Source organism: Pseudomonas sp. HAR-UPW-AIA-41, from assembly GCF_002304225.1.
GTDB lineage: Bacteria > Pseudomonadota > Gammaproteobacteria > Pseudomonadales > Pseudomonadaceae > Aquipseudomonas.
Map to the genome: position 1 here is coordinate 43,502 of NZ_NSLB01000008.1, position 22,913 is coordinate 66,414.

Here is a 22,913-nt window from a genome sequence, read left to right on the forward strand (position 1 = left end):
CAAGGAGTTGTCTGTGGATCATCTCGTCCTTACCGTCATTGCCCCGGATCAGCCGGGATTGGTGGAACGCATCGCCCAGGTTGTCGCCGGGCATGGTGGAAACTGGCTGGAGAGCCGCATGTCGCGCATGGCCGGGCAGTTTGCCGGCATACTGCGGGTGGCGGTGCCGGCCGAGGCGCATGACGAACTGGTGGAAAGCCTGCAGGAGCTCAAGGCCTTCGACATCCGCGTGCTGGTGGCGCACAGCGGCATCGAGCCATCGTGCAACTGGAAGCCGATTCACCTCGACCTGGTTGGCAATGACCGCCCCGGCATCATGCGTGACATCAGTCGCCAGCTGGCCGATCTGGGCGTCAACGTCGAGCGCCTGACCACCGAAGTGCTGCCGGCTCCCATGAGCAGCGAGCCGCTGTTCCATGCCGAGGCCCTGCTGGCGCTGCCGCTGCCCCTGTCGCTGGATACCCTGCAGAGCAAACTGGAAAGCCTGGCCGATGACCTGATGGTCGAGCTGGTGCTGCGCCCCGAGGACTGATCCCCAGTTACCGGGGGCAAGGCTGTGGATAAGCTGGGGAGCTCTCTCCCCAGCCCAGGCCTGTCGCCGGATCCCTGTCGCCGGTCAAAAAACGTGCAGATTCAATCGGTTGTGCACAGTCGCTGGGGATGGTGCTGTGGATAAGCGCGGGACAATAGCGCTCAGCCCGCTCCCCGCGTGGCCTGGCGCCTGTTGCGCAGAATCTGATCAGTCGTAACGCCGGCTGTGTCGCCAGGCATCCCAGCTGTAGAGCGCCAATGCCAGCCAGATGCAGGCAAAGGCCAGCAGCTTGCTCGCGGGCAGTGGTTCTTCATAGAGCAGTACTGCCTGCAGCAGGACCAGAGTCGGCGCGAGGTACTGCAGAAAACCCAGGGTGGCGTAGGGCAACTGGCGGGCGGCGGCGTTGAAGCACAGCAGCGGCACCAGGGTAATCGGGCCGGTAAGCAGCAGCCAGGCAGCTGAGGATGTACTCCAGAAGTCGGTCTGGGTGGTCAGGGCGCTGTCATGCCAGAGCAGCCAGCCGAGCGCCAGCGGCAGCAGTAGCCAGGTTTCCACCACCAGTCCGGGCAGCGCCGCGACCGGCGCCTGCTTGCGGATGATCCCGTAGAAACCGAAAGACAGTGCCAGCACCAGTGATATCCACGGCAGGTGGCCGAGCTGCCAGACCTGCTGTGCAACGCCCAGTGCTGCCAGCCCGACAGCCAGCCACTGCAGCCGGCGCAGGCGCTCGCCGAGCAGCAACAGAGCCAGCACCACATTGATCAGCGGATTGATGTAGTAGCCGAGGCTGGCATCGAGCATGCGCTCATGGTTGACCGCCCAGACGTAGACCAGCCAGTTGATGGCGATGAGCGCGCCCGAGGCTGCCAGGATGGCAAAACGCCAGGGGTTGTCGGTCAGTTCACGCCACCAGCCGCGATGGCGCCACAACGCCAGCAGGGCCGCACCACAGAGCGCCGACCAGAGCACGCGGTGGACGATGATCTCCAGCGCCGGAATGGCGGCCAGGGTCTTGAAGTAGAGCGGGAAGAGGCCCCAGATGAAATAGGCGCACAGGCCGAGAAGCAGGCCCTGGCGGGAAGAGGTAGGCATGGCAGACCACGACAGACAGATCAGGGCGTCATTCTAGGCACCCTGCGGGTCTTTGTCTGTCCGTCCGGTCAGATTTCAGCGGGGGTCAGTCGTCGCCTTCGTCGTCATCGCCGCCGTCGACCTTCATGCCCAGCTCCTTGATCTTGCGCGTCAGGGTATTGCGACCCCAGCCAAGCAGCACGGCGGCATCGCGCCGGCGGCCGGCGGTGTGCTTGAGGGCGGTCTCGATCATGATCTTCTCGAAGGCCGGCACGGCGCTGTCGAGCAGGCTGGACTGACCGCGGGCCAGAGCCTGATCGGCCCACAGGCGCAGGGCCTGTTCCCAGTTGGTGACCGGGGCGCTTTCCTGCGGCTGGCTGAGCAGCTCCGGCGGCAGGTCGTCGATATGCACCTCGCGACCGGAGGCCATGACGGTGATCCAGCGGCAGGTGTTTTCCATCTGCCGCACGTTGCCCGGCCAGGGCAGATTCTTCAGGTAATCCTCGGTTTCCGGCTTGAGCAACTTGGGCTCTACAGCCAGCTCCTGGGCGGCGCGGGCGAGGAAGTGACGGGCCAGTGCCGGGATATCCTCGCGGCGGTCGGCCAGGCGCGGAATATGGATGCGGATGACGTTGAGGCGGTGGAACAGGTCTTCGCGGAACTTGCCGGCCTGCACCAGGTTTTCCAGATTCTGGTGGGTGGCGGCGATGATGCGCACGTCGACCTTGACCGGCGTATGCCCGCCGACCCGGTAGAACTCGCCGTCGGCCAGCACGCGCAGCAGGCGGGTCTGGGTATCGGCCGGCATGTCACCGATCTCATCGAGGAACAGAGTGCCGCCGTCGGCTTGCTCGAAGCGGCCGCGACGCTGGTTGGCAGCCCCGGTGAATGCGCCCTTCTCATGGCCGAACAGCTCGGACTCCATCAGATCCTTGGGGATAGCCGCCATGTTCAGTGCGATGAATGGCGAGGCCGCGCGCGGACTGTGGCGGTGCAGGGCATGGGCGACCAGCTCCTTGCCGGTACCGGATTCGCCGTTGATCAGCACGGTGATATTGGAGTGCGACAGGCGACCGATGGCGCGGAACACCTCCTGCATCGCCGGTGCTTCGCCGATGATTTCCGGGGTACGCGCCAGTTCGGCGGGAGCGGCCTGAGCCAGTTGCTCCTGGGCGTGCTGTGCCGCGCGCTTGACCAGCGAGACGGCTTCATCGACGTCGAACGGCTTGGGCAGGTACTCGAAGGCGCCACCCTGATAGGAGGCCACCGCACTTTCCAGATCGGAATGGGCGGTCATGATGATTACCGGCAGGCGTGGGAACTGCTCGCGCAGCTGGGCCAGCAGGTCGAGACCGCTGGCGCCGGGCATGCGGATGTCCGAGATGATCACGTCCGGCTGCTGGCGGGCCAGGCGGCTGAGCACGCTGTCGGCACTGTCGAAGCTCTGGGTGCTCATGCCCTCCTGTTGCAGGGCCTTTTCCAGCACCCAGCGGATGGAACGGTCATCGTCGACAATCCAGACAGTTTCGCTACGGCTCATCGCAATCAAACTCCTTGTTCCAGCGGCAGGAAGAGGGCGAATACGGTATGCCCGGGATGGCTCTCGCATTCGATCAGCCCCTGGTGCTGGCTAATGATGTTCTGGGTAATGGCCAGGCCCAGCCCTGTGCCATCGGCACGTCCGCTGACCATGGGGTAGAAGATGGTGTCCTGCAGCTCCGGCGGAATGCCCGGACCGTTGTCGATGATCTCCACCTTGCACACCAGCCGGTGGCGGGTGTGGCCGATGGTGAACTGGCGCAGGGTGCGGGTGCGCAGGGTAATGCGGCCCAGGTGCAGGTCGCTCTGGCTGGCCAGCGCCTGCATGGCATTGCGCACGATATTGAGCACCGCCTGAATCATCTGCTCGCGGTCGATCAGTACGTCCGGGATGCTCGGGTCGTAGTCGCGCACCAAAGTGATGCATCCCTGGCTTTCCAAATCGACCAGGCTGCACACGCGCTCCAGCACTTCGTGGATATTGGTCATGGCCAGCGACGGCAGCTTGTTGGAGCCGAGCATGCGGTCGACCAGATTTCGCAGGCGGTCGGCCTCCTCGATGATCACGTCGGTGTAATCCCTGAGGGAGGGCTCGTGCAGCTCGCGTGACAGCAGCTGGGCGGCGCCACGGATGCCGCCCAGGGGATTCTTGATCTCGTGGGCCAGACCGCGCACCAGCAGCTTGGTGGTTTCCTGTTTGGACAGCTGCGCTTCTTCCTTGGTGATGCGCAGCAGGCGGTCGCGCGGGTGAATTTCCAGCAGCAGCAGGGTTTCGCGGCGCGCGGGAATCGGCGTGACGGCGTAATCCACGGTCAGGCTGTGGCCGTTCAGCGAGGTAAGGGTGGCTTCGCGCTTGGTGAAGGGATGCGCCTGGCTCACGGCCTGGCGCAGTGCGGCCAGGGCTTCGGCGGACTCGGTGAACAGTTCACTGATGAACTGGCCGTGATTGCGCTGGCCGCTGACGGCCAGCAGCATTTCCGCAGCCGGATTCATGTACTGCAGGCGCAACTCTGCATCGAGCAGAAGCACGGCAGTGGTCAGGTTATCCAGCAGCAGTCGGTGCAAGGCGTCGTTCATCATGGTTTGGGCATCCCGGCGATGGGCAGGAAAATGCAAGAAGCAAACCAAGGCCCCGAAAAGACGCAAAAACCTCAGCAGGCCTTGCCGTTAGCGGGCAATCGGCGCACCGGGTGGCGTGCCGACGAGCGAGAAGTGTGCAAAGTGTAGGATGTGGTGCGTTTGCGTGCACCACTATGGTGCCTTGCTAGATGAAGGGCACCAGCGGGATGTCTTTCGGTTCCTTCGGTTTGTCTGCCAGAGGGCATTCCGGGCGCACGCCCCAGTCCTTCTTCTTGCAGGGATTGGCCTGACGTTTCATGTCCAGGCTGGTGCGCTTCATGTGGAAGGGCTGGCTGGGGGTGCGCTCCACGGTGATGCCCTGCGCGTCGATGATTTCCACCGCCAGTTGGTGGGTGCCGCGGTCGATGTTTTCCAGTGGAAATACGGCGCTGCGGCTTGGCTCGCCAAGGGGCTGGCCGTTGAGGAGCAGGCGGTAGCTGTCGCTGGGGCGCAGTGTCGGCTCGCTGTTGACGGTCACCAGCAGGTTGCCGGCATTGTCGCTGATGGTGCTGTCCGGCTCGGGCAGGAGAATGCGCAGCAACTGATAGGCCGGCGGTGCCGGTGGTTGCCCGGGCTGAACGGCCGGCACCGGCTTGTTCATGTGTGGCGCGGTGAACGCATTGCTCGGCGCCAGCTGGATGCGCTCGGCATTGCCCCGTGGCGGGCTGTCGGTGAACACGCGGTTGCCCTCGGCGTCTATGTAGGTATAGACCTCGGCGAACGCCTTCAGGCAGCAGAGCAGGCTGAGCAGCAGGGTGGCGACTAGTTTCATGTGGCGGGCTTGGGTGTCGGCTTCGGTCTCAGAGCGGGGCTCTGGGTGTTGACGCGCTGCACGGTGAAGGTCACCGGGCTGCTCTGCTGAATGGACTGCCCGCCGCTGAGTACCTCGACGGCGAGGCTGTGCTCGCCGCGGTCAATATTGGTGAGCTGCAGGCGGGTGCTGTTGCTGGCCTGGCCGTAGGGTTTGCCATCGAGGAGCAGGCGCAGACGATGGCCCGCTGCCAGCTTGGGCGTGATCTCTACCCGAACGCTGAAGGTGCCATTGTTGGCGCGCAGGGCTTCATCGCTGGGGAGGTCCGTCAGGGCGAGAGTGGCGTAGTGCGCGCCGCTGGCCTGCTCGGTCGGAGCGGTGGATTCGCTGGTTTTGGGTGTGCTCATCTCGACGCTGTTGGTCGGCGGCAACTGGACCTGTTCGGCATCCTGCCCCTGAGGGGGCTGGTTGGTGTACACCGTGTTGCCGTTGGCGTCCTTGTACTGATAGATCTGCGCGCTGACGGGCAGGGTGAGGCTGAGCAGCAGGCTGGTGACGAGCAGGCGCATGATGATCTCCGCAATCATTCCTGCCGCAAGCCTTGCACTGACGCCGGCGATGCGCAAGTGCGCCGCGCCATGGTCGTGTCCTGGCGCAAGGAATTTGTCGGGGCACAAAAAAAGAGGCCTCCCGAAGGAGGCCTCTTTTGATCACGCTGCTTGCGCAGGTGCTGCTGGCTTAGACGCTGTAGTACAGGTCGTATTCCAGCGGGTGTACGAAGGTGCGTACCTTGATTTCTTCTTCGGACTTCAGCTCGATGTAGGCATCGATGAAGTCGTCGGAGAATACGCCGCCCTTGGTCAGGAAGGCGCGGCCCTTGTCCAGCTCTTCCAGGGCTTCCTTCAGGCTGCCGCAAACCTGCGGGATGTTGGCAGCTTCTTCCGGCGGCAGGTCGTACAGGTTCTTGTCGGCAGCATCGCCAGGGTGGATCTTGTTCTGGATACCGTCGATACCCGCCATCAGCAGGGCAGCGAAGCACAGGTACGGGTTGGCTGCCGGATCCGGGAAGCGCGCTTCGATACGGCGGGCTTTCGGGCTGGAAACGTACGGGATACGGATCGAGGCGGAACGGTTACGGGCCGAGTAGGCCAGCATGACCGGAGCTTCGAAGCCCGGAACCAGACGCTTGTAGGAGTTGGTCGACGGGTTGGTGAAGCCGTTCAGGGCCTTACCGTGCTTGATGATACCGCCGATGAAGTACAGGGCGGTTTCGGACAGGCCGGCATAGCCTTCGCCAGCGAAGGTGTTCTTGCCATCTTTGGAGATGGACATGTGAACGTGCATGCCCGAACCGTTGTCGCCGTACAGCGGCTTCGGCATGAAGGTAGCGGTCTTGCCGTAGGCATCGGCTACGTTGTGTACGCAGTACTTCAGGGTCTGAACTTCGTCAGCCTTGGCGACCAGAGTGTTGAACTTCACACCGATTTCGTTCTGGCCGGCAGTGGCCACTTCGTGGTGGTGGACTTCAACAACCAGACCCATGTCTTCCATGGCGTTACACATGGCAGTACGGATTTCGTGGTCGTGGTCGCACGGCGGAACCGGGAAATAGCCGCCTTTGACAGCCGGACGGTGGCCTTTGTTGCCGCCTTCGATGTCAGCGTCGGTGTTCCAGGAGCCCTGCTCGGAGAAGATCTTGAACATGGAGCCGGAGATGTCGGACTTGAACTTCACTTCGTCGAAGATGAAGAACTCAGGCTCCGGACCTACGAATACGGTGTCACCGATGCCGGTGGTTTTCAGGAACTCTTCAGCGCGCTTGGCGATGGAGCGCGGGTCGCGGTCGTAGCCTTGCATGGTGCTCGGCTCGATGATGTCGCAAACCAGGATCAGGGTCGGCTCTTCGGTGAACGGATCCAGTACGGCGGTGTCGTCAACCGGCATCAGGATCATGTCGGAGGCTTCGATGCCTTTCCAGCCATGGATGGAAGAGCCGTCGAACATCTTGCCGTGCTCGAAGAAGTCTTCGTCCAGAGCGTCACGGGCCGGCATGGTCACGTGATGTTGCTTGCCCTTGGTATCGGTGAAGCGCAGATCTACCCACTTCACGTCGTGTTCTTTAATCAGTTGAATCGACTTCGACATGCTGTCCTCCAGTTGGAAAGAGGCGGGCGTAGAGCTGCCTCTGAATCGGTTAGAAGCCGGGCGGCATATTCCGCTACGGCGACCTGCCTCACAAGGGAGCAATTAGCATGCCAGTGCACTCGGATAGCCCGGATGCCCGAAAATCAGGCTTGGCGCGGGTTGTGCGGCTTTTTTTACGGCTTTTGCGCACTTATGTGGTGCGCATTTAAAGCTTGCCGCACCAACATGGTGCTCTGCATGCATTGGATGCAGTTTTTGGTCAAAGCTTGAGCAATTTCCGCTATACTCCGCGCCCCTCTTTTTGGCCGCTCCGCCCGCGCGGTGTTTTTCATGAAGCTCATCGTCAAAGTATTTCCGGAAATCACCATCAAAAGCCGGCCGGTGCGCAAGCAGTTCATCCGCCAGCTGGCGAAGAACATCCGCACCGTGCTCAAGGATCTCGATCCGGTGCTGGACGTGCAGGGTGAGTGGGACAATCTGGAAGTACAGACGGGCCTGAGCGACGGCAAGCTGCTGCGGGAAATGATCGAGCGCATGCGCTGCATTCCGGGTATTGCCCACTTCCTCGAGGTGCACGAGTACCCGCTCGGCGATTTTGATGATGTGCTCGACAAGTGCCGCCAGCATTTCGGCAGCCAGTTGCCCGGCAAGATCTTTGCGGTGCGCTGCAAGCGCGGCGGCAAGCACGCCTTTACCTCGATGGAAGTCGAGCGCTACGTGGGCAGCCGCCTGCGCAGTGAGTTCGGTGCCGCCGGCATCGACCTGAAGAATCCCGAGGTGGAAGTCCGCTTCGAGATTCGCCACGAGCGCCTGTACATCATCCACCGTCAGCACGAAGGCATTGGCGGTTACCCGCTGGGCTCGCTGGACCAGACCCTGGTGCTGATGTCCGGTGGTTTCGATTCTACCGTGGCGGCCTACCAGATCATGCGGCGCGGCATGCTCAGTCACTTCTGCTTCTTCAACCTCGGTGGTCGCGCCCATGAGCTGGGCGTGATGGAAGTGGCGCACTTCCTCTGGCAGAAATACGGCAGCTCGCACCGCGTGCTCTTCATCAGCGTGCCGTTCGAAGAGGTAGTCGGCGAGATTCTCGGTAAGGTCGACAACAGCCATATGGGCGTGGTGCTCAAACGCATGATGCTGCGCGCGGCGACCCGGATTGCCGAGGGCCTGCATATCGATGCGCTGGTCACCGGTGAGGCCATTTCCCAGGTGTCGAGCCAGACGCTGACCAATCTCAAGGTGATCGACTCGGCCACCGACATGCTGGTGCTGCGGCCGCTGGTCGCCAGCCACAAGCAGGACATCATCGACTGTGCCACGCAGATCGGCACCGCCGAGTTTGCCAAGCACATGCCCGAATATTGCGGCGTGATCTCGGTGAACCCGACCACCCGCGCGAAGCAGCAGCGGGTCGAATATGAGGAAAGCCATTTCGACATGGCTGTTCTCGAGCGGGCCATCGACAATGCCAGGCGTCTGACCGTAGACCGGGTGATCGATGAGCTGGGGCAGGACCTGCAGGTGGAGATCGTCGCCGAAGCCCTGCCGGGGCAGATCATCCTCGATATCCGTCATCCCGATGCCACCGAGGATGAGCCGCTGACCGTAGAGGGTGTGGAAGTCCGGACGTTGCCGTTCTATGCCCTGAATAACCGCTTCAAGGAACTGGATGAGACCCGCCAGTACCTGCTGTATTGCGACAAAGGCGTAATGAGTCGCCTGCATGCCCATCACCTGCTATCCGAGGGGCATGCCAATGTGCGCGTTTATCGTCCGGCATAGGTTGCCGGGGCTGAATGGCGGCAGTATCCGCCATCGCCCCCCCGACCTGTGTCAGCTGTAACTGCCGTTTCATCCGGGCCGCGCAAGCTGCGTGGCCATGACAGACCGAATCCCTTAGTGAGACATTATCGTGATCGAAAAACTGCGTAATATCGCCATCATCGCCCACGTCGACCATGGCAAAACCACCCTGGTAGACAAACTGCTGAAGCTCTCCGGCACCCTCGACCGCAAAGAAGCGGAATCCGAGCGCGTGATGGACTCCAACGACCAGGAAAAAGAGCGCGGCATTACCATTCTGGCGAAGAACACCGCCATCAAGTGGAACGGCTACAACATCAACATCGTCGACACCCCCGGCCACGCCGACTTCGGTGGCGAGGTGGAGCGCGTGATGTCGATGGTCGACTCCGTGCTGCTGGTGGTCGACGCTCAGGACGGCCCGATGCCGCAAACCCGTTTCGTGACCCAGAAGGCGTTCAAGGCCGGTCTGCGTCCGATCGTGGTGGTGAACAAGGTTGACCGTCCGGGCGCGCGTCCTGACTGGGTCATCGACCAGATCTTCGACCTGTTCGACAACCTCGGTGCCACCGATGAGCAGCTGGACTTTCCGATCGTTTACGCCTCGGCCCTGAACGGCATCGCCGGTCTGGACCACGAGAAGATGGACGACAACATGGACGCCCTGTTCCAGGCGATCATCGACCACGTGCCGGCCCCGCAGGTCGACACCGAAGGTCCGTTCCAGATGCAGATCTCCCAGCTGGACTACAACAGCTTCCTCGGTGTGATCGGTATCGGCCGTATCGCCCGTGGTAAGATCAAGACCAACACCCCGGTGGTGGCCATCAGCGACGACGGCACCAAGCGCAACGGCCGCGTGCTGAAGATCATGGGCCACTCCGGCCTGCAGCGCGTGGAAGTGGCCGAAGCCGAAGCCGGCGACATCGTCTGCGTTTCCGGCATGGACTCGCTGTTCATCTCCGACACCCTGTGCGACCCGGCCTGTGTTGAAGCACGTCCGCCGCTGACCGTCGACCAGCCGACCGTGAGCATGACCTTCCAGGTCAACGACTCGCCGTTCGCCGGTAAAGAAGGCAAGTTCGTCACCAGCCGCAACATCAAGGACCGTCTGGACAAGGAACTGCTGCACAACGTGGCTCTGCGCGTCGAGCCGGGCGATTCCGCCGAGAAGTTCAAGGTCTCCGGCCGTGGTGAACTGCACCTCTCCGTACTGATCGAAACCATGCGCCGTGAAGGCTTCGAGCTGGCCGTAGGCCGTCCGGAAGTGGTGATCATCGAGAAGGACGGCGAGAAGCAGGAGCCGTACGAGAACGTCACCATCGACATCGAAGAACAACACCAGGGTCCGGTGATGGAGCAGATGGGCATGCGCAAAGGCGACATGACCAACATGATCCCCGACGGCAAGGGTCGTATCCGTCTGGAATACATCATCCCGGCGCGTGGCCTGATCGGCTTCCGTAACGCCTTCCTGACCATGACCTCGGGCACCGGCATCCTGACCTCGACCTTCGACCATTACGGTCCGGTCAAGGCCGGTGACGTGGCTCACCGCCAGAACGGCGTGCTGGTCTCCATGGCCACCGGTACTGCGCTGACCTACTCCCTGGAAACCCTGCAGGACCGCGGCAAGCTGTTCCTGAGCCCGGGGGATGAAGTCTACGAAGGCCAGCTGGCCGGCATCCACAGCCGCGACAACGACCTGGTGATCAACCCGACCAAGGCCAAGAAGCTCGACAACATGCGCGCTTCCGGCAAGGACGAGACCATCCAGCTGACCCCGGCGCTGAAGTTCACCCTGGAACAGGCGCTGGAGTTCATCGACGAAGACGAGCTGGTGGAAGTGACGCCGAAGTCGATCCGTCTGCGCAAGAAAATGCTCAACGAGAACGACCGCAAGCGCTACGAGCGCAGCAAGGTCTAACTCGAACTGAGTAAAGAAAAGCCCCCGTAGGTGTAAGCCTGCGGGGGCTTTTTCGTATTGGCCTGTTCAGTGTTTGTCCAGGCTCAAGCTGCGCTTCAGACGGCGCATGCTCAGCCACACCACGCCAATGCAGAAGGGCACGGCGATGCCGGTGGCCAGGTGGCTGTCGCTGATCAGTCCGAGGCTTTCGGCCGATTCCGCCAGGTATTTGCACAGGCCGACCAGGTAGTAACTGATCGCCGCCACCGACAGGCCCTCTACGGTCTGCTGCAGGCGCAGCTGGATATTGCTGCGTCTGTCCATGGCCAGCATCAGTTGCTGGTTCTGCGTTTCGATGGTCAGGTCGATGCGCGTGCGCAGCAGCTCGCTGGCGCGGTCGATGCGCAGGGCCAGATCGTCAAGGCCGCGTTCGCTCGCTTCGCAGGTGCGCCAGGCCGGTGTCAGGCGGCGCTGGAGGAACTCGCTGAAGGTCTGCAGGCCCGGGTATTCCTGCTCGCGCAGTTCGGCCAGGCGGTTGAGGATCAGCTCGTGGTAGGCGCGGGCGGCCGAGAAGCGGAAGTTATGCGCGGCGATCAGCTGTTCGACCCGGGCGGCCAGATTGCCCAGCTCACCCAGCAGGCGGCGTTCATCAATGAGGTTCTGGATCTGGTTGATCTGGCCAATCGCGCCGGCCAGCTTTTGCTCCATGTCCTGCACCTGAGGGGAGATGCTCTTGGCCTGTGGCAGGGCCAGCAGCAGCATCATGCGGTAGTTCTCCATTTCCAGCAGGGTGCGCACCAGACGGCCGGTCTGGCAGGGATTGAGATCCTGATTGTGAATCAGCAGACGTCCGCAGCCATCACTGTGAATGCGATAGGCACTCCACAGGCGGGCCTGGCCGGCACTGACGTGGGAGCTGATCAGGCGCTGCCCTTCAAAGTACTGGCGCATGTCGTCCGGGCTGGGCGGCTGATCCGGTGCGGCGACGATGGCCACATGGTTGCTGCTGATCAGTTGTCCCGGCAGGGCGTTCAGCCAGTTTTCAGGCAGCAGGCTGAGCGCGGTCTGGGTGAAAGGCTCGCCTCCGGCATCCTTACTCACCAGGGTGTAGGTGGAGAATTCGGTATGCCGTTCCCAGCGCAGTTCGAAGCCGCCGAAGTCCTGGTAATAGCAGGACGACTGCGGGCTGGGCGGCAGCACGGCATGCCGTTCGCAGAGTTTCAGCAGGTGCTCATATTCCGCCCCAGGCTGCTGCGGGTCGGGTAGCAGGACCAGTTGCGAGAGGTTCGCCGGGGTGGGCAGCACCGGGAAGGGGCGGGCATGCAGCTCGTTGAACAGCGCTTCGCGTTCGGGATGAAAACGCAGGCGCTGGCTGGTATCGCTGGCAGTGGCTGGGGATTGCGGGAGGAGCTGATTCATGGCGAAGGATCTGTGGTCGGCGGCCGTTCATCTGGTGTTGAGCCGCAAAGTGCTGAGTTGCCTGTGTGACGACGGCGATGCCGGCCTCGCCACACTTGGCGCAAACAATGGGCTGAGGAGCTTATGCGCGGCCACGCCGACGGCCCATGAGGCGTTATGTCGCACCTGTTAAGAATGGCTTAATGCGGCCTTGACGAAGATTTCACAGGTACTTGGGCATAAAGCATTCATCTACTTCAGGTGAAATCGTTATGTCGGCAGTACAAGCGCGTGAGGCGGGCAAGAAAATCGACTGGGCCGGTATCGGCTGGATGTTCCTGTTCTTCTGGTATTTCTCCGGTGTGACCCACCTGATGATCAAGCTCAGCGACAGCGCCGGCTTCAGCGGCCTGCGCCAGTCGATCATCATGAGCCTGATCTGGCTGGCGCCGCTGCTGCTGTTCCCGGCCCGCACCCGCCTGCTCGGCGGCGTGCTCGGGGTTGTCTTGTGGCTGGCCTCGTTGCCGGCCTTCGGTTATTTCCTGGTGTACGGTCAGGAATTCTCGCAAAGCGTGATCTTCATTCTCTTCGAGTCCAATGTGGCCGAGGGCAGTGAATACCTGGCGCAATACTTCAGCTGGTGGATGCCTCTGGCCTATCTGGCCTATGCCTTTGGTGCCTGGTGGCTGTGGCGCAGGCTGCGCCCGGTGTACCTGGGTGAGCGGGCCCGTGTGCTGGTGCCGGCGGTGCTGGTGCTGAGTGTGCTGGGTTATCCGCTGGGCAAGGAGTATGTGCAGAAGGACAGCTGGGGTGAGGCTGTCGAGCACCTGCAGACGCGTATGGAGCCGGCAGTGCCCTGGCAGCTGGTGATGGGCTATGAAAAGTATCAGCAGCAACTGAGCGAAATGCAGCGGTTGCTGGCCAGCAACGCCGCGGTCGCCCCGTTGCGCAATCTGCAGGATCTGGCGGGAGACAAGCCAAGGACGCTGGTGCTGGTCATCGGTGAGTCGACCAACCGTCAGCGCATGAGCCTGTACGGCTATCAGCGGCCGACCACTCCGGAGCTGGATACCCTGCGCGACCAGCTGGATATCTTCGACAACGTGGTGACGCCACGGCCTTACACCATCGAAGCGTTGCAGCAGGTGCTGACCTTTGCCGATCAGCAGAGCCCGGATGCCTACCTGACCACGCCATCCCTGCTGAACATGATGAAGCAGGCCGGTTACAAGACCTTCTGGATCACCAACCAGCAGACCCTGACCGAGCGCAACACCATGCTCACCACCTTCTCCAAGCAGGCGGATGAGCAGGTCTATCTCAATCAGAACCGCAACCAGAATGCCCGTCAGTACGACGGGGATGTGCTGGAGCCGTTCGCCAGGGCGCTGGCCGACAATGCGCCGCGCAAGCTGATCGTGGTGCACCTGCTGGGCACCCATATGAGCTATCGCTTCCGCTATCCGGAGGAGTTCGAGCGCTTCACCACGGCGGAAGGGGCTCCGCAAAACGTCACCCGCCATCAGCTGCCGACCTACAACAGCTATGACAATGCCGTGCTGTACAACGATTTTGTGGTGGGCAGTCTGATCAAGACCTATGCAGAGACCGACCCCAATGGCTTCCTGGTCTACCTGGCCGATCATGGTGAAGCCGTGTTCGATGCGCCGGCAGCAACGGTGCTGGGGCGTAACGAGGCCAGCCCGACCTCGCCGATGTACACCGTGCCGTTCATCGTCTGGCGTTCGCCGCAGTGGCGTGCCGATGATCCCCGTGAACTGCAGGGCGCGCGCAGTCGCCCCTACAGCAGCGAGCACTTCATTCACACCTTTGCTGATCTGGCGCGCATCCGCTTCGATGAGCTGGACCTGAGCAAGAGCCTGACCAGCCAGCAGTTCGAGCCGCGCCCGTTGCTGATCGGTAATCCGACGGTGCCCAGAAGCATGATCGATTTCAGCCTGATCCAGCCGAAGAAGGCGGTGGACGACAAGAAGGTTGCGCAGAACTAGGGCGTCTTGAACCGCGCAGGTGGGGGAGGCCGCAGGGCTGACCCCGCCGGCGGCCTCAGGCTTTTGGCTTGTAGGCGCAGTAGCCGGGGCGCGGGCCGACGCGCGGATGGTTGCGACAGGTATCCGGGCGCTGGTCGTAGATGGTGCACAGGCGTGTCTTGCGGTCCAGGTACAGGCAATCGTTGTTGCTCAGGCGGGTGAGCGTGAAAATGCCCGTCTTCTGATTGAAGCGCTCGACTATCCCGTCTTTTTGCAGGCGCTTGGCGATGTTCTTCGCCGGCTCGTCCTTCTCGAACGCATCCACCACGCCGATGCGGATCAGGTCGCTCAGACGCACCTCCACCGGCAGGGTGCAGCAGGTGGAGTGGCAGCTGTAGCACATGTCCTTGTTGTAGCGCGCCCAGGTATCGAGTCGGTCGATATCGGCGGCGGGGATCAGGTTGTTCTTCATCATCGGTCTTTTCTCGGCGCGGCCCGCAGCGCGTGGCGGGCGCGCGATGATAGCGGCTGGCGGGCATTTGTGAACCGCTGGGCGCTGTGTGGTAGGGATATGTGCCGCACGGATCTGTTGCCGGCGTCTCTGTTGACAGAGGCCGGGCTGGATATACTCGGCGTGGGTATGACTGTCACGGATGCAATCGCCCCCGGGCGCGAGGGAAGCACGCATGCAATGGATCTTCATGGTGGTGGGTCTGCTGGTCGGGGGTGTGGCCGGTGAGTCGCTCACCGGCGCCCTGCTCGGCGGGGTCTGTGGCCTGGCGCTGGGGCAGGCTCTGCGTCTGCAGATGCTGGCGGCAGACAATCAGCGCCTGCAAGATGAGCTCAAAGGCTTTGCCGAACGCTTCGAGCGCGGCACCCAGGCCATTCATGCGCGCCTGGTCAAGGTTGAACAGCAGGTGGCATCCGAGGCGTTCTCTGCGCCGCCAGCCGCTCCCGTGGCCGAGCCTGAACCCGAGCCAGCTCCCGAGTCCGCCGATTTTTCGACGCTGGCAGCCCATGCCGAGCAGGCGGAGACGGCCATGCCGGTGGCTGCGGCGGATGACAGTGAGCTGGTCTGGGAACTGCCGGCCGATTTGCCAGCACCGACAGTCGCCGCGGCGACCGCTGCCCAGCCGAGCGCACCGCTGGCGACGCCAGCAGAGCCCGTGCGTGCTGCGTCGCCTGTACGTCCGCAAACACCGCCACCGCCGGCCCCGCCGGGGCTGATCGATCAGGCTATCGATGCGGTGCGCAACTGGCTGTTCGGCGGCAATCCGGTGCTGCGCATCGGTGCGGTGCTGCTGTTCCTCGGCCTGGCCTTCCTCCTGCGTTACGCCACCGAGGGCATGGTGGTGCCGGTCGAGCTGCGTTATGCCGGCGTTGCCGCCGCCGCTGTTGCCCTGCTGGGACTGGGCTGGTGGCTGCGTCACCGGCGAGAGGGCTATGCCCTGATTCTGCAGGGCACCGGGATTGCCGTGCTGTACCTGACGGTCTTCGCCGCCATGCGCCTGCACCCGCTGATCGATCCCAAGGCGGCGCTGGCTTTGCTGGTGCTGGTCACCCTGTTCTCGGCGATTCTCGCGGTGACCCAGAATGCGCTGGGTCTGGCGGCGGCTGCCGCGTTGGGCGGGTTTGCCGCGCCGATTCTCACGTCGACGGGCAGCGGCAACCATGTGGCGCTGTTTTCCTATTTCATTCTGCTCAACAGCGGCATCCTGGCCATCGCCTGGTTCAAGGCCTGGCGTCTGCTCAATCTGATCGGCTTCCTCGGCACCTTCGGCATCGGTTTCGCCTGGGGCATGCGTTCCTATACGCCGGAGCTGCTGGCCTCCACCGAGCCGTTCCTGGTGGTGTTCTTCCTCATGTACGTGGCCATCGGTCTGCTGTTTGCGCGCCGCACATTGCGCGATGCGGATGACGCCCCGCAGGGCGCCGAGCGCGGCGAGTGGCTGCGCTGGGCGGCGGGCAAGGGCGATTACGTTGATGCCACGGCGCTGTTCGGCCCGCCGCTGGTGGGTTTTGGCCTGCAGTTCGCTCTGGTTCGTCATCTTGAGTTCGGAGCGGCTTTCAGCGCACTGGCATTGGGCCTGTTCTACCTGCTGCTGGCGCGACTGCTGGCCGGGCGTGTCGGTCAGCGGGCGCAACTGCTGGTGGAGACCTGCCTGGCGCTGGGTGTGGTGTTTGGCTCGCTGGCCATCCCGCTGGGGCTGGATGCGCGCTGGACGTCGGCGGCCTGGGCGGTCGAAGGTGCCGGTATATTCTGGATGGCCCTGCGTCAGCAGCGCCGGCTGGCACGCGGATTTGCCCTGTTGCTGCAGTTCGGCGCCGGCGTGGCGTTTCTGCTCGATCTGCAGCACGGCGGCGACACCCTGCTCACCGGCGCGCCACTGGGCGCGGCGATGCTGGCGGTGGCGTTGCTGTTCAGCTTCTGGCAGCTGCGTCAGCACCGGGCGCTGGTCAGCGACGGCGAAGCGCGGCTGTTGCCATGGCTGGCCGTCAGCGGCCTTGCTTTCGCCTACCTGATCGCCCCGCTGTGCTTCGCCGTGGATGGCACCGCGATCAGTTGGGCGGTGGCCGGTCTGCTGACCCTGCTGGCCGGCTTGCGCCTGCAGTCGCGCAGTTTCCTGTTCAGTGCCTTTGCCGTGCAGCTGCTCGGCGGCGCGCTGTTCCTGTTCGATATGGACGGCAGTCAGCTGGGCTCCGGCCTTGGTGCAAGCTGGCGCAGTCTGCTGGCCGCCTCGCTGATTGGTCTGCTGCTGATTGGCGGCATGCTGCTGGCCGGGCGGCACGCGATGGTGCGCGAGGACCGCCGCCTGCTGCGCGGACTGACGCTGGTGCTGCTGGTCGGTCTGGTGTTCATCAACCTGGCGGTGCTGTTTGTCCTGCCATGGCTCAGCGCCAGCGGGGTGTGGGCGGCCACGGGGCTGCTGATCGTCTGGCTCAGCCTGCACCTGCAGCAGCGCGCCAGTTTCATCTTCGGCCTGTTGCTGCAACTGCTCGGTGGCCTGACTTTCTTCACCGTCAGCCCGCTGCTGCTGGGGCAAGTGAGTGGCGAAGAACTGACGCCGCTGGCCCATGCCGGCTTCTGGACGCCGATGGCGCTGGCGCTGGCGGCGCTGCTTGGCAGCTGGCGCCTGCGTCTGGCGGAACAGGGTGACGGTCTGGGTGCACTGAATCTGCAGCGCCTGGCCCAGCTGTTGCTGGTGTGGGGCGCCGCCTGGTGGGCGCTGACGCTGGCCAGTGAGGTACTGCGCTTTGTCGATGCACCGCTGCAGAGTGCTGCTCTGCTGTTGGTGGCAGCGGCCAGTGTGCTGCTGGCGACGCTGCTGGCAGTACGCCTGCGCTGGGTGACCTTGGCACTACTGTGCAGTCTGCTGATGCCTGTGGCGGGCGTGATCCTGCTGTGGGCCTGGCACAGTCAGTACCATCCGCTGGCGAACCTCGGCTGGCTGGCCTGGGCGGCGGTGTTTGCCGTGCATGCGCTCAGCCTGCGTCGTCTGGCGGCGCTGCTGCCGGCCGGGCCGCAGTCGGCCGCCCATGTGCTGGGACTGTGGCTGCTGCTCGGTGTGCTGGCGCTGGAGCTGCGCTACCTGCTGATGCTGCTGGCCGAGGCCTACAACGCCTGGCGCTGGCTGGGCTGGAGCGTGCTGCCGAGCCTGTGGTTGCTGCTGGTCTGCCGGGTGCAGCGCCTGCCCTGGCCGGTCGCCGCCTTCCCGCGTGAATACCGGCTGTGGGCGTCCCTGCCGCTGGCACTGCTGATGCTCTTGTGGTTCTGGCTGGCCAATGCCTTCAGCGCCGGCGATGCCGCGCCGTTGCCTTACGTTCCGCTGCTCAATCCGCTGGAAATCGGTCTGCTGCTGGCGCTGCTGGGTGCCGGCCTTTGGCTGCACGAAGGACTGCCGGAGCTGGGTATCGAGGCCGAACGCAGCCGCCAGGTGGTCGCAGTGGTGGTCGGTGCCTCACTGTTTGCGCTGGCCACGGCTATGGTCTTCCGCACGGCGTTCCACTGGGCCGGCGTGCCGTATCAGTTGTCGCTGCAGCTGGATTCGATGCTGGTACAGGCGGCCTGTCGATTGTCTGGACCCTGATCGCCCTGGCGCTGATGATCGTCGGCCATCTGCGTGTGCGCCGCGAGCTGTGGGTGGTTGGTGCGCTGCTGATTGCGGTGGTGGTGGCCAAGCTGTTCTTTGTCGAACTGGGCAATCGTGGTGGTCTGGAGCGCATCATTTCGTTTATCGGTGTGGGCGTGCTGTTGCTGGTGGTGGGCTACTTTGCCCCGCTGCCGCCGCGTCAGGAGGAGGCCTGTGAGCAACAGGCTGGTGAGGAGTTGAAATGAAGTCCTTGATGGCCCTGTTGCTGGTGCTGGCCACACCTGTTCTGGCGGTCGAAAAGGCCGAGGACTTCGCCTGGCAGGCGACCTTGCAGACGCCGGTCGCCGGCCCCTGGTTCCAGCTGGACCTGCCGCTGCCGGCGCTGCTCGCTGCACGGCATAACGATCTGCGCGACCTGCGCGTGCAGAACGCTCAGGGCCAGTTTCTGGCCTACAGCCTGTTGCAGCCCGCAGCGGAATATCGTCAGGCCGAGCAGAGCCATGGCGTGCGCTGGTTCCCCCTGCAGGCCGAGCAGGCCACCACCGGCCTGCCGCCGGGATTGCGCATCGAGAGCCGCAGCACGGGCACGCTGGTCGAGGTGCAGCCTGCGACGACATCAGGCAACCAGCCGTTGCCGCGTCAGGGCTGGTTGCTGGATGCCAGTGCCATTCAGGCGCCTCTGGTGCGTCTGAGTCTCGACTGGGACGGTGCCGAAGGCTTCCAGCGTTTTGCCGTGGAGAGCAGCGATGATCTGCAGCACTGGCAGGCGGTGGGGGACTATCAGGTGGCGCGCCTGAGTTTTGCAGGCGATCGCATCGAGCAGCGCGAGGTCAGGCTGCCGGCGCTGCGCAGCCGCTACCTGCGACTGCTCTGGCGCTCGCCGGCGGTGGCCCCGGAGCTGAGGGCGGTGCAGCTGGTCAGTGTTCAGGAGGGCTATGTGGAACCGCCGCTGCTGTGGTCCGAGCCGTTGCCGGCGCAGCCGCTGGATGCGCAGTCCTACCAGTGGAAGTTGCCGCGGGCATTGCCGGTGCAGGCTTTGCGTCTGCCGCTGAGCGATGCCAACAGCTTGGTGCCGGTACGGGTGCAGGGACGCGTCGACACCACCCGGCCGTGGGCGGCAGTGACGCAGGGTGTGCTCTACCGCTTGCCGCAGCAGGGGCGCGAAGTGCGCGAGGAGGAACTGCGCCTGCCGGGCTGGCCGCTCAGCGAGCTGCGTGTGCAGGTGGATGCGCGTGGTGGCGGCTTTTCCAGCGCGCCGCAGTTGCAGTACGCCCTGAGTGGTCAGCGTCTGGTGTTCCTGGCCCGTGGCGAGGGGCCTTATCGTCTGCTGCTGGGCAATGCGAAGGCTGCCTCCGTCGAATTGCCGCTGGCGACGCTGATGCCCGGCTACAGCAGCGAGCAACTGCGTGAGCTGCCCAAGGCCACGCTGCTGCTTCCCGCCGCGCAGGCTGCGCCGGAGCAGACTCAGTCGGGTGCGGTGGCCGGTGATGCTCAGGCGGATTGGCAGCGCCTGGCCCTGTGGGCGGTACTCCTGGTCGGGGTTTTGTTGCTGGGGGGGATGGCTTACAGCCTCCTGCGTCCGCGCAAGTCTGTGTGAGTTACTTCACATTGTTCGGTCTGCTGGCTAGGCTAGCTGCCTGGTGACTGGGTGAGTGACAGCCGCAGCGGAGAGCGGATCAGGATGAGTGCGGTTCTAGGGTATAAGGTAAACGCAACCTTGGTTCGGGGGCGGGCATGAGCGCCTGTTCGATCAACCAATGGCAGTTAACCCCTCCGGTGGTTTTGTGTATCTGTCTGAGCGTAGGGGTTATTTTGCTGGCTCGCTGGGTCAGTCGGCAGCAGGCCTTTCCCGGGCGTAACAGCTTTGTCCTGCTGCAATTGACCGTGCTCTGGTGGATGGGGGCTGCCGCTCTGGAAATGGCTGCCCTGGCGCCAGACTGCAAGGTGCTCTGGGCGCAAATGGCCTGGCCGGGTATCGCTGGCGTGCCCAGTTTCTGGGCGGTTTTCCTTTGGCAGTATGTCAATAGTAGTCAGCGTCCACTGCGCGCCGGCAGCATTGCATTGTTACTGCTCGGGCCGGTACTGATCTGGCTTTTAGCCCTCAGCAATCCCTGGCATCAGTTGTTCTACGGCCCCGGAACACAGCCGCTGTCAGCCGAGCAGGGTGCTCCCATTCACTATGACCACGGCGTGCTGTTCATGGCCGCCGCTGCTTACATGTATGTGCTGATGCTTTACTGCCTTTGGCTGGTCCTGCGAGCTGCCTGGTTCAGTGAGGGAGTGCATCGCCGACATTACCTGGCGTTTGTGCTGGTGACCTGTGTGCCCTGGGTGGCCAACATCAGTTACGTGGTTTTTGGCGTTACCCTCTTTGGTTTTGATCCAACGCCTTTTTGCTTTGCGTTCACCGTAGTGGCTTTTGCCTGGCTGATTTTGGGCGTTCGCCTATTTGATCTGTTGCCGGTGGCGCGCCATCTTCTGGTCGAAGTACTGCCGGACCCAGTCCTGGTGGTTGATGGGCAGGGGCGGGTAGTCGAGGCCAATCCGGTGGCTCTGCAGCTGGCGGGCTTGCGTGGTTCCTGGAGGGGATTGTCGCTGCAACATTGGCCGGTGTTTGGGGACCCGCTGTGCAAGGCCATGGGCACTTCCACTGATTCTCTGGCGCAACTGGAGCTGGCCTGTGGCACTGCGTTCTTCGAGGTGCGTTTGCGTAACATTGAGCGCCCTGTTAAGGGAGGCATGCAACGTCTTGGGCAGATGATCTATCTGCGCGACGTGACCGCCCGTCACCAGAGTGAAGTGAATCTGGCCGCCGCGCTGGCACTTAGTGAAGAACGTTTGAGCACCATTTCCGAGTTGCATGAGCAGCTACGCGAGCAGGCTCTGCATGATCCGCTTACCGGTTTGTACAACCGCCGTTACCTTGCTGAGTTTTTCGAGCGTGAGCAGTCGCGTGCCTTGCGTGATCGCTTACCGCTGGCGCTAGCGTTGATCGACCTGGACCACTTCAAACAACTCAATGACAGCTATGGTCATTTGGCTGGTGATGAGGTGTTGCGTGCGGTGGCGCAGCATCTGGAGATGAACCTGCGCAGTACCGATGCGGTGTTTCGTATCGGTGGCGAGGAGTTCCTGCTGATTCTTCCTGGGGTGGATGCCGCCGAAGCTACTCAGCGCGTGGAAAGCCTGCGTGAGCAGCTCGCCAGCGTGCGTCTGCCAACCCGAGCGGGTGCGCTACAGGTCACCCTGTCCGCCGGTCTGGCGCTGTGGCCTGAGCATGGCCATGCTCTGGACGAACTGCTGCAGGCCGCCGATGCAGCGCTGTATCAGGCCAAGCATGCCGGGCGTAACCGTGTACAGACAGCCTCATGTGATACCAGTCGACCTGCTGCGGAGCTGTAATGCAGCAGGTCAGGTGCGTGAGGCGCGTCTGGCGCTAAAGGAGTAAACTGCGCGCCAGTTTTCCCTTCTCTCCGGAGCCTTCCATGTCCCGCGTTACCCTGAGCCGTTATCTGATCGAGCAGACCCGCAGTCACAACACCCCGGCCGATCTGCGTTTCCTGATTGAGGTGGTGGCGCGTGCCTGCAAGGAAATCAGCCACGCCGTGTCCAAAGGCGCGCTGGGTGGTGTACTCGGTAGCATGGGCACCGAGAACGTGCAGGGCGAGGTGCAGAAGAAGCTGGATGTGATCTCCAACGAGATTCTGCTTGAGGCCAACGAGTGGGGCGGCCACCTGGCCGGCATGGCGTCCGAGGAAATGGACAATGCCTATCAGATTCCCGGCAAGTACCCGAAAGGCGCCTATCTGCTGGTATTCGACCCGCTGGACGGCTCCTCCAATATCGACGTCAACGTTTCGGTTGGCACCATCTTCTCCGTGCTGCGCTGTCCGGACCGCAATGGTGCCGAGGGTGATCTGGGCGAAGAAGCCTTCCTCCAGCCAGGCACCGAGCAGGTGGCCGCCGGTTATGCCATTTACGGCCCGCAGACCATGCTGATGCTGACTCTCGGCGACGGTGTCAAGGGCTTCACCCTGGACCGCGAGATGGGCAGTTTCGTGCTCACCCACGACAACATCCGCGTGCCGGAAAGCACCGCCGAGTTTGCCATCAACATGTCCAACCAGCGTCACTGGGAAGCCCCGGTAAAGCGCTATGTCTCCGAGCTGCTGGCCGGCAAGGAAGGCCCGCTGGGCAAGAACTACAACATGCGCTGGATTGCCTCGATGGTTGCAGACGTGCACCGCATCCTCACCCGTGGCGGCCTGTTCATGTACCCGCGCGATGCCCGCGAGCCGGAGAAGCCGGGCAAGCTGCGCCTGATGTATGAAGCCAACCCGATGTCGATGCTGATCGAGCAGGCGGGTGGCGCCGCCACCAACGGCACCCAGCGCATTCTCGATATCCAGCCGACTTCGTTGCACCAGCGCGTGGCGGTGTTCCTCGGCTCCAAGGAAGAAGTCGAGCGCGTTACCGCCTACCATCAGGACTAAAGCTCCATTCGTCATACGCTCACCCATCTGGGGGAGCGCCAGTGATCCCAGTCTACTTTAGGCTCCGCGGCTCT

General features: G+C 63.2%; 16 protein-coding genes and 1 pseudogene. 9 read left to right on the top strand and 8 right to left on the bottom strand.

What is annotated here, in order from left to right:
* Nucleotides 1–13: 13 nt before the first annotated feature.
* Nucleotides 14–532: a glycine cleavage system protein R gene (locus CK486_RS14650; RefSeq protein ID WP_095941055.1), complete on the top strand. Its 519-nt coding sequence runs from the start codon at nt 14–16 to the stop codon at nt 530–532.
* Nucleotides 533–739: 207 nt separating this feature from the next.
* Here the strand turns inward: CK486_RS14650 and rarD are convergent, their stop codons facing one another.
* From rarD to glnA, 6 genes are all read right to left on the bottom strand, one after another.
* The gene (gene rarD / locus CK486_RS14655) at nt 740–1,624 is read right to left on the bottom strand and encodes an EamA family transporter RarD (protein ID WP_095941056.1); all 885 of its coding nucleotides are present in this window, start codon (nt 1,622–1,624) and stop codon (nt 740–742) included.
* Nucleotides 1,625–1,709: 85 nt separating this feature from the next.
* Nucleotides 1,710–3,143, bottom strand: coding sequence for a nitrogen regulation protein NR(I) (gene ntrC / locus CK486_RS14660; RefSeq protein ID WP_095941057.1), 1,434 nt, complete (start codon nt 3,141–3,143; stop codon nt 1,710–1,712).
* Between the two features lie 5 nt (nt 3,144–3,148).
* On the bottom strand, nt 3,149–4,222 hold the full coding sequence (glnL, locus tag CK486_RS14665) for a nitrogen regulation protein NR(II) (RefSeq protein WP_095941058.1): 1,074 nt from the start codon (nt 4,220–4,222) through the stop codon (nt 3,149–3,151).
* A 184-nt stretch (nt 4,223–4,406) separates the two neighbouring features.
* Entirely contained in the window at nt 4,407–5,033 is a 627-nt protein-coding gene (locus CK486_RS14670) for a DUF4124 domain-containing protein (protein ID WP_095941059.1), read from the bottom strand.
* On the bottom strand, nt 5,030–5,581 hold the full coding sequence (locus CK486_RS14675; protein WP_095941127.1) for a DUF4124 domain-containing protein: 552 nt from the start codon (nt 5,579–5,581) through the stop codon (nt 5,030–5,032). The genes CK486_RS14670 and CK486_RS14675 overlap by 4 nt, the downstream gene beginning before the upstream one ends.
* A gap of 169 nt (nt 5,582–5,750) precedes the next feature.
* The gene (gene glnA / locus CK486_RS14680) at nt 5,751–7,157 is read right to left on the bottom strand and encodes a glutamate--ammonia ligase (RefSeq protein WP_095941060.1); all 1,407 of its coding nucleotides are present in this window, start codon (nt 7,155–7,157) and stop codon (nt 5,751–5,753) included.
* Between the two features lie 330 nt (nt 7,158–7,487).
* Between glnA and thiI the strand changes: the two genes are divergently transcribed.
* Nucleotides 7,488–8,942 carry a tRNA uracil 4-sulfurtransferase ThiI gene (thiI, locus tag CK486_RS14685; protein WP_095941061.1) on the top strand — a complete coding sequence of 485 codons (1,455 nt, stop codon included), beginning with the start codon at nt 7,488–7,490 and terminating at the stop codon, nt 8,940–8,942.
* 130 nt (nt 8,943–9,072) lie between these two features.
* On the top strand, nt 9,073–10,890 hold the full coding sequence (gene typA, locus CK486_RS14690; RefSeq protein ID WP_095941062.1) for a translational GTPase TypA: 1,818 nt from the start codon (nt 9,073–9,075) through the stop codon (nt 10,888–10,890).
* 66 nt (nt 10,891–10,956) lie between these two features.
* Here the strand turns inward: typA and CK486_RS14695 are convergent, their stop codons facing one another.
* On the bottom strand, nt 10,957–12,288 hold the full coding sequence (locus CK486_RS14695; protein WP_095941063.1) for a DUF3422 family protein: 1,332 nt from the start codon (nt 12,286–12,288) through the stop codon (nt 10,957–10,959).
* Here CK486_RS14695 and CK486_RS18110 point away from each other — a divergent pair.
* Nucleotides 12,287–12,460, top strand: coding sequence for a hypothetical protein (locus CK486_RS18110; RefSeq protein ID WP_176481722.1), 174 nt, complete (start codon nt 12,287–12,289; stop codon nt 12,458–12,460). The two genes, CK486_RS14695 and CK486_RS18110, sit on opposite strands and share 2 nt — an antisense overlap.
* A gap of 79 nt (nt 12,461–12,539) precedes the next feature.
* Nucleotides 12,540–14,276: a phosphoethanolamine transferase CptA gene (cptA, locus tag CK486_RS14700; RefSeq protein ID WP_095941064.1), complete on the top strand. Its 1,737-nt coding sequence runs from the start codon at nt 12,540–12,542 to the stop codon at nt 14,274–14,276.
* Between the two features lie 55 nt (nt 14,277–14,331).
* On the opposite strand, the gene CK486_RS14705 is transcribed toward cptA, so the two are convergent.
* Entirely contained in the window at nt 14,332–14,727 is a 396-nt protein-coding gene (locus tag CK486_RS14705) for a YkgJ family cysteine cluster protein (protein ID WP_095941128.1), read from the bottom strand.
* A 214-nt stretch (nt 14,728–14,941) separates the two neighbouring features.
* Between CK486_RS14705 and CK486_RS14710 the strand changes: the two are divergent.
* The 4 genes and pseudogenes from CK486_RS14710 to CK486_RS14725 all read left to right on the top strand — a co-directional run bounded on the left by CK486_RS14710 (nt 14,942) and on the right by CK486_RS14725 (nt 22,839).
* Nucleotides 14,942–18,591: pseudogene (locus tag CK486_RS14710) on the top strand (DUF2339 domain-containing protein).
* Nucleotides 18,588–19,943, top strand: a complete 1,356-nt coding sequence (locus tag CK486_RS14715; RefSeq protein ID WP_095941065.1) for a DUF3999 domain-containing protein — start codon at nt 18,588–18,590, stop codon at nt 19,941–19,943. The pseudogene CK486_RS14710 and the gene CK486_RS14715 overlap by 4 nt, the downstream one beginning before the upstream one ends.
* A gap of 137 nt (nt 19,944–20,080) precedes the next feature.
* Complete coding sequence (locus CK486_RS14720; RefSeq protein ID WP_095941066.1) at nt 20,081–21,748, top strand: histidine kinase N-terminal 7TM domain-containing protein; 1,668 nt, start codon at nt 20,081–20,083, stop codon at nt 21,746–21,748.
* Between the two features lie 83 nt (nt 21,749–21,831).
* Nucleotides 21,832–22,839, top strand: coding sequence for a class 1 fructose-bisphosphatase (locus CK486_RS14725; RefSeq protein WP_095941067.1), 1,008 nt, complete (start codon nt 21,832–21,834; stop codon nt 22,837–22,839).
* The last annotated feature ends 74 nt before the right edge of the window (nt 22,840–22,913 follow it).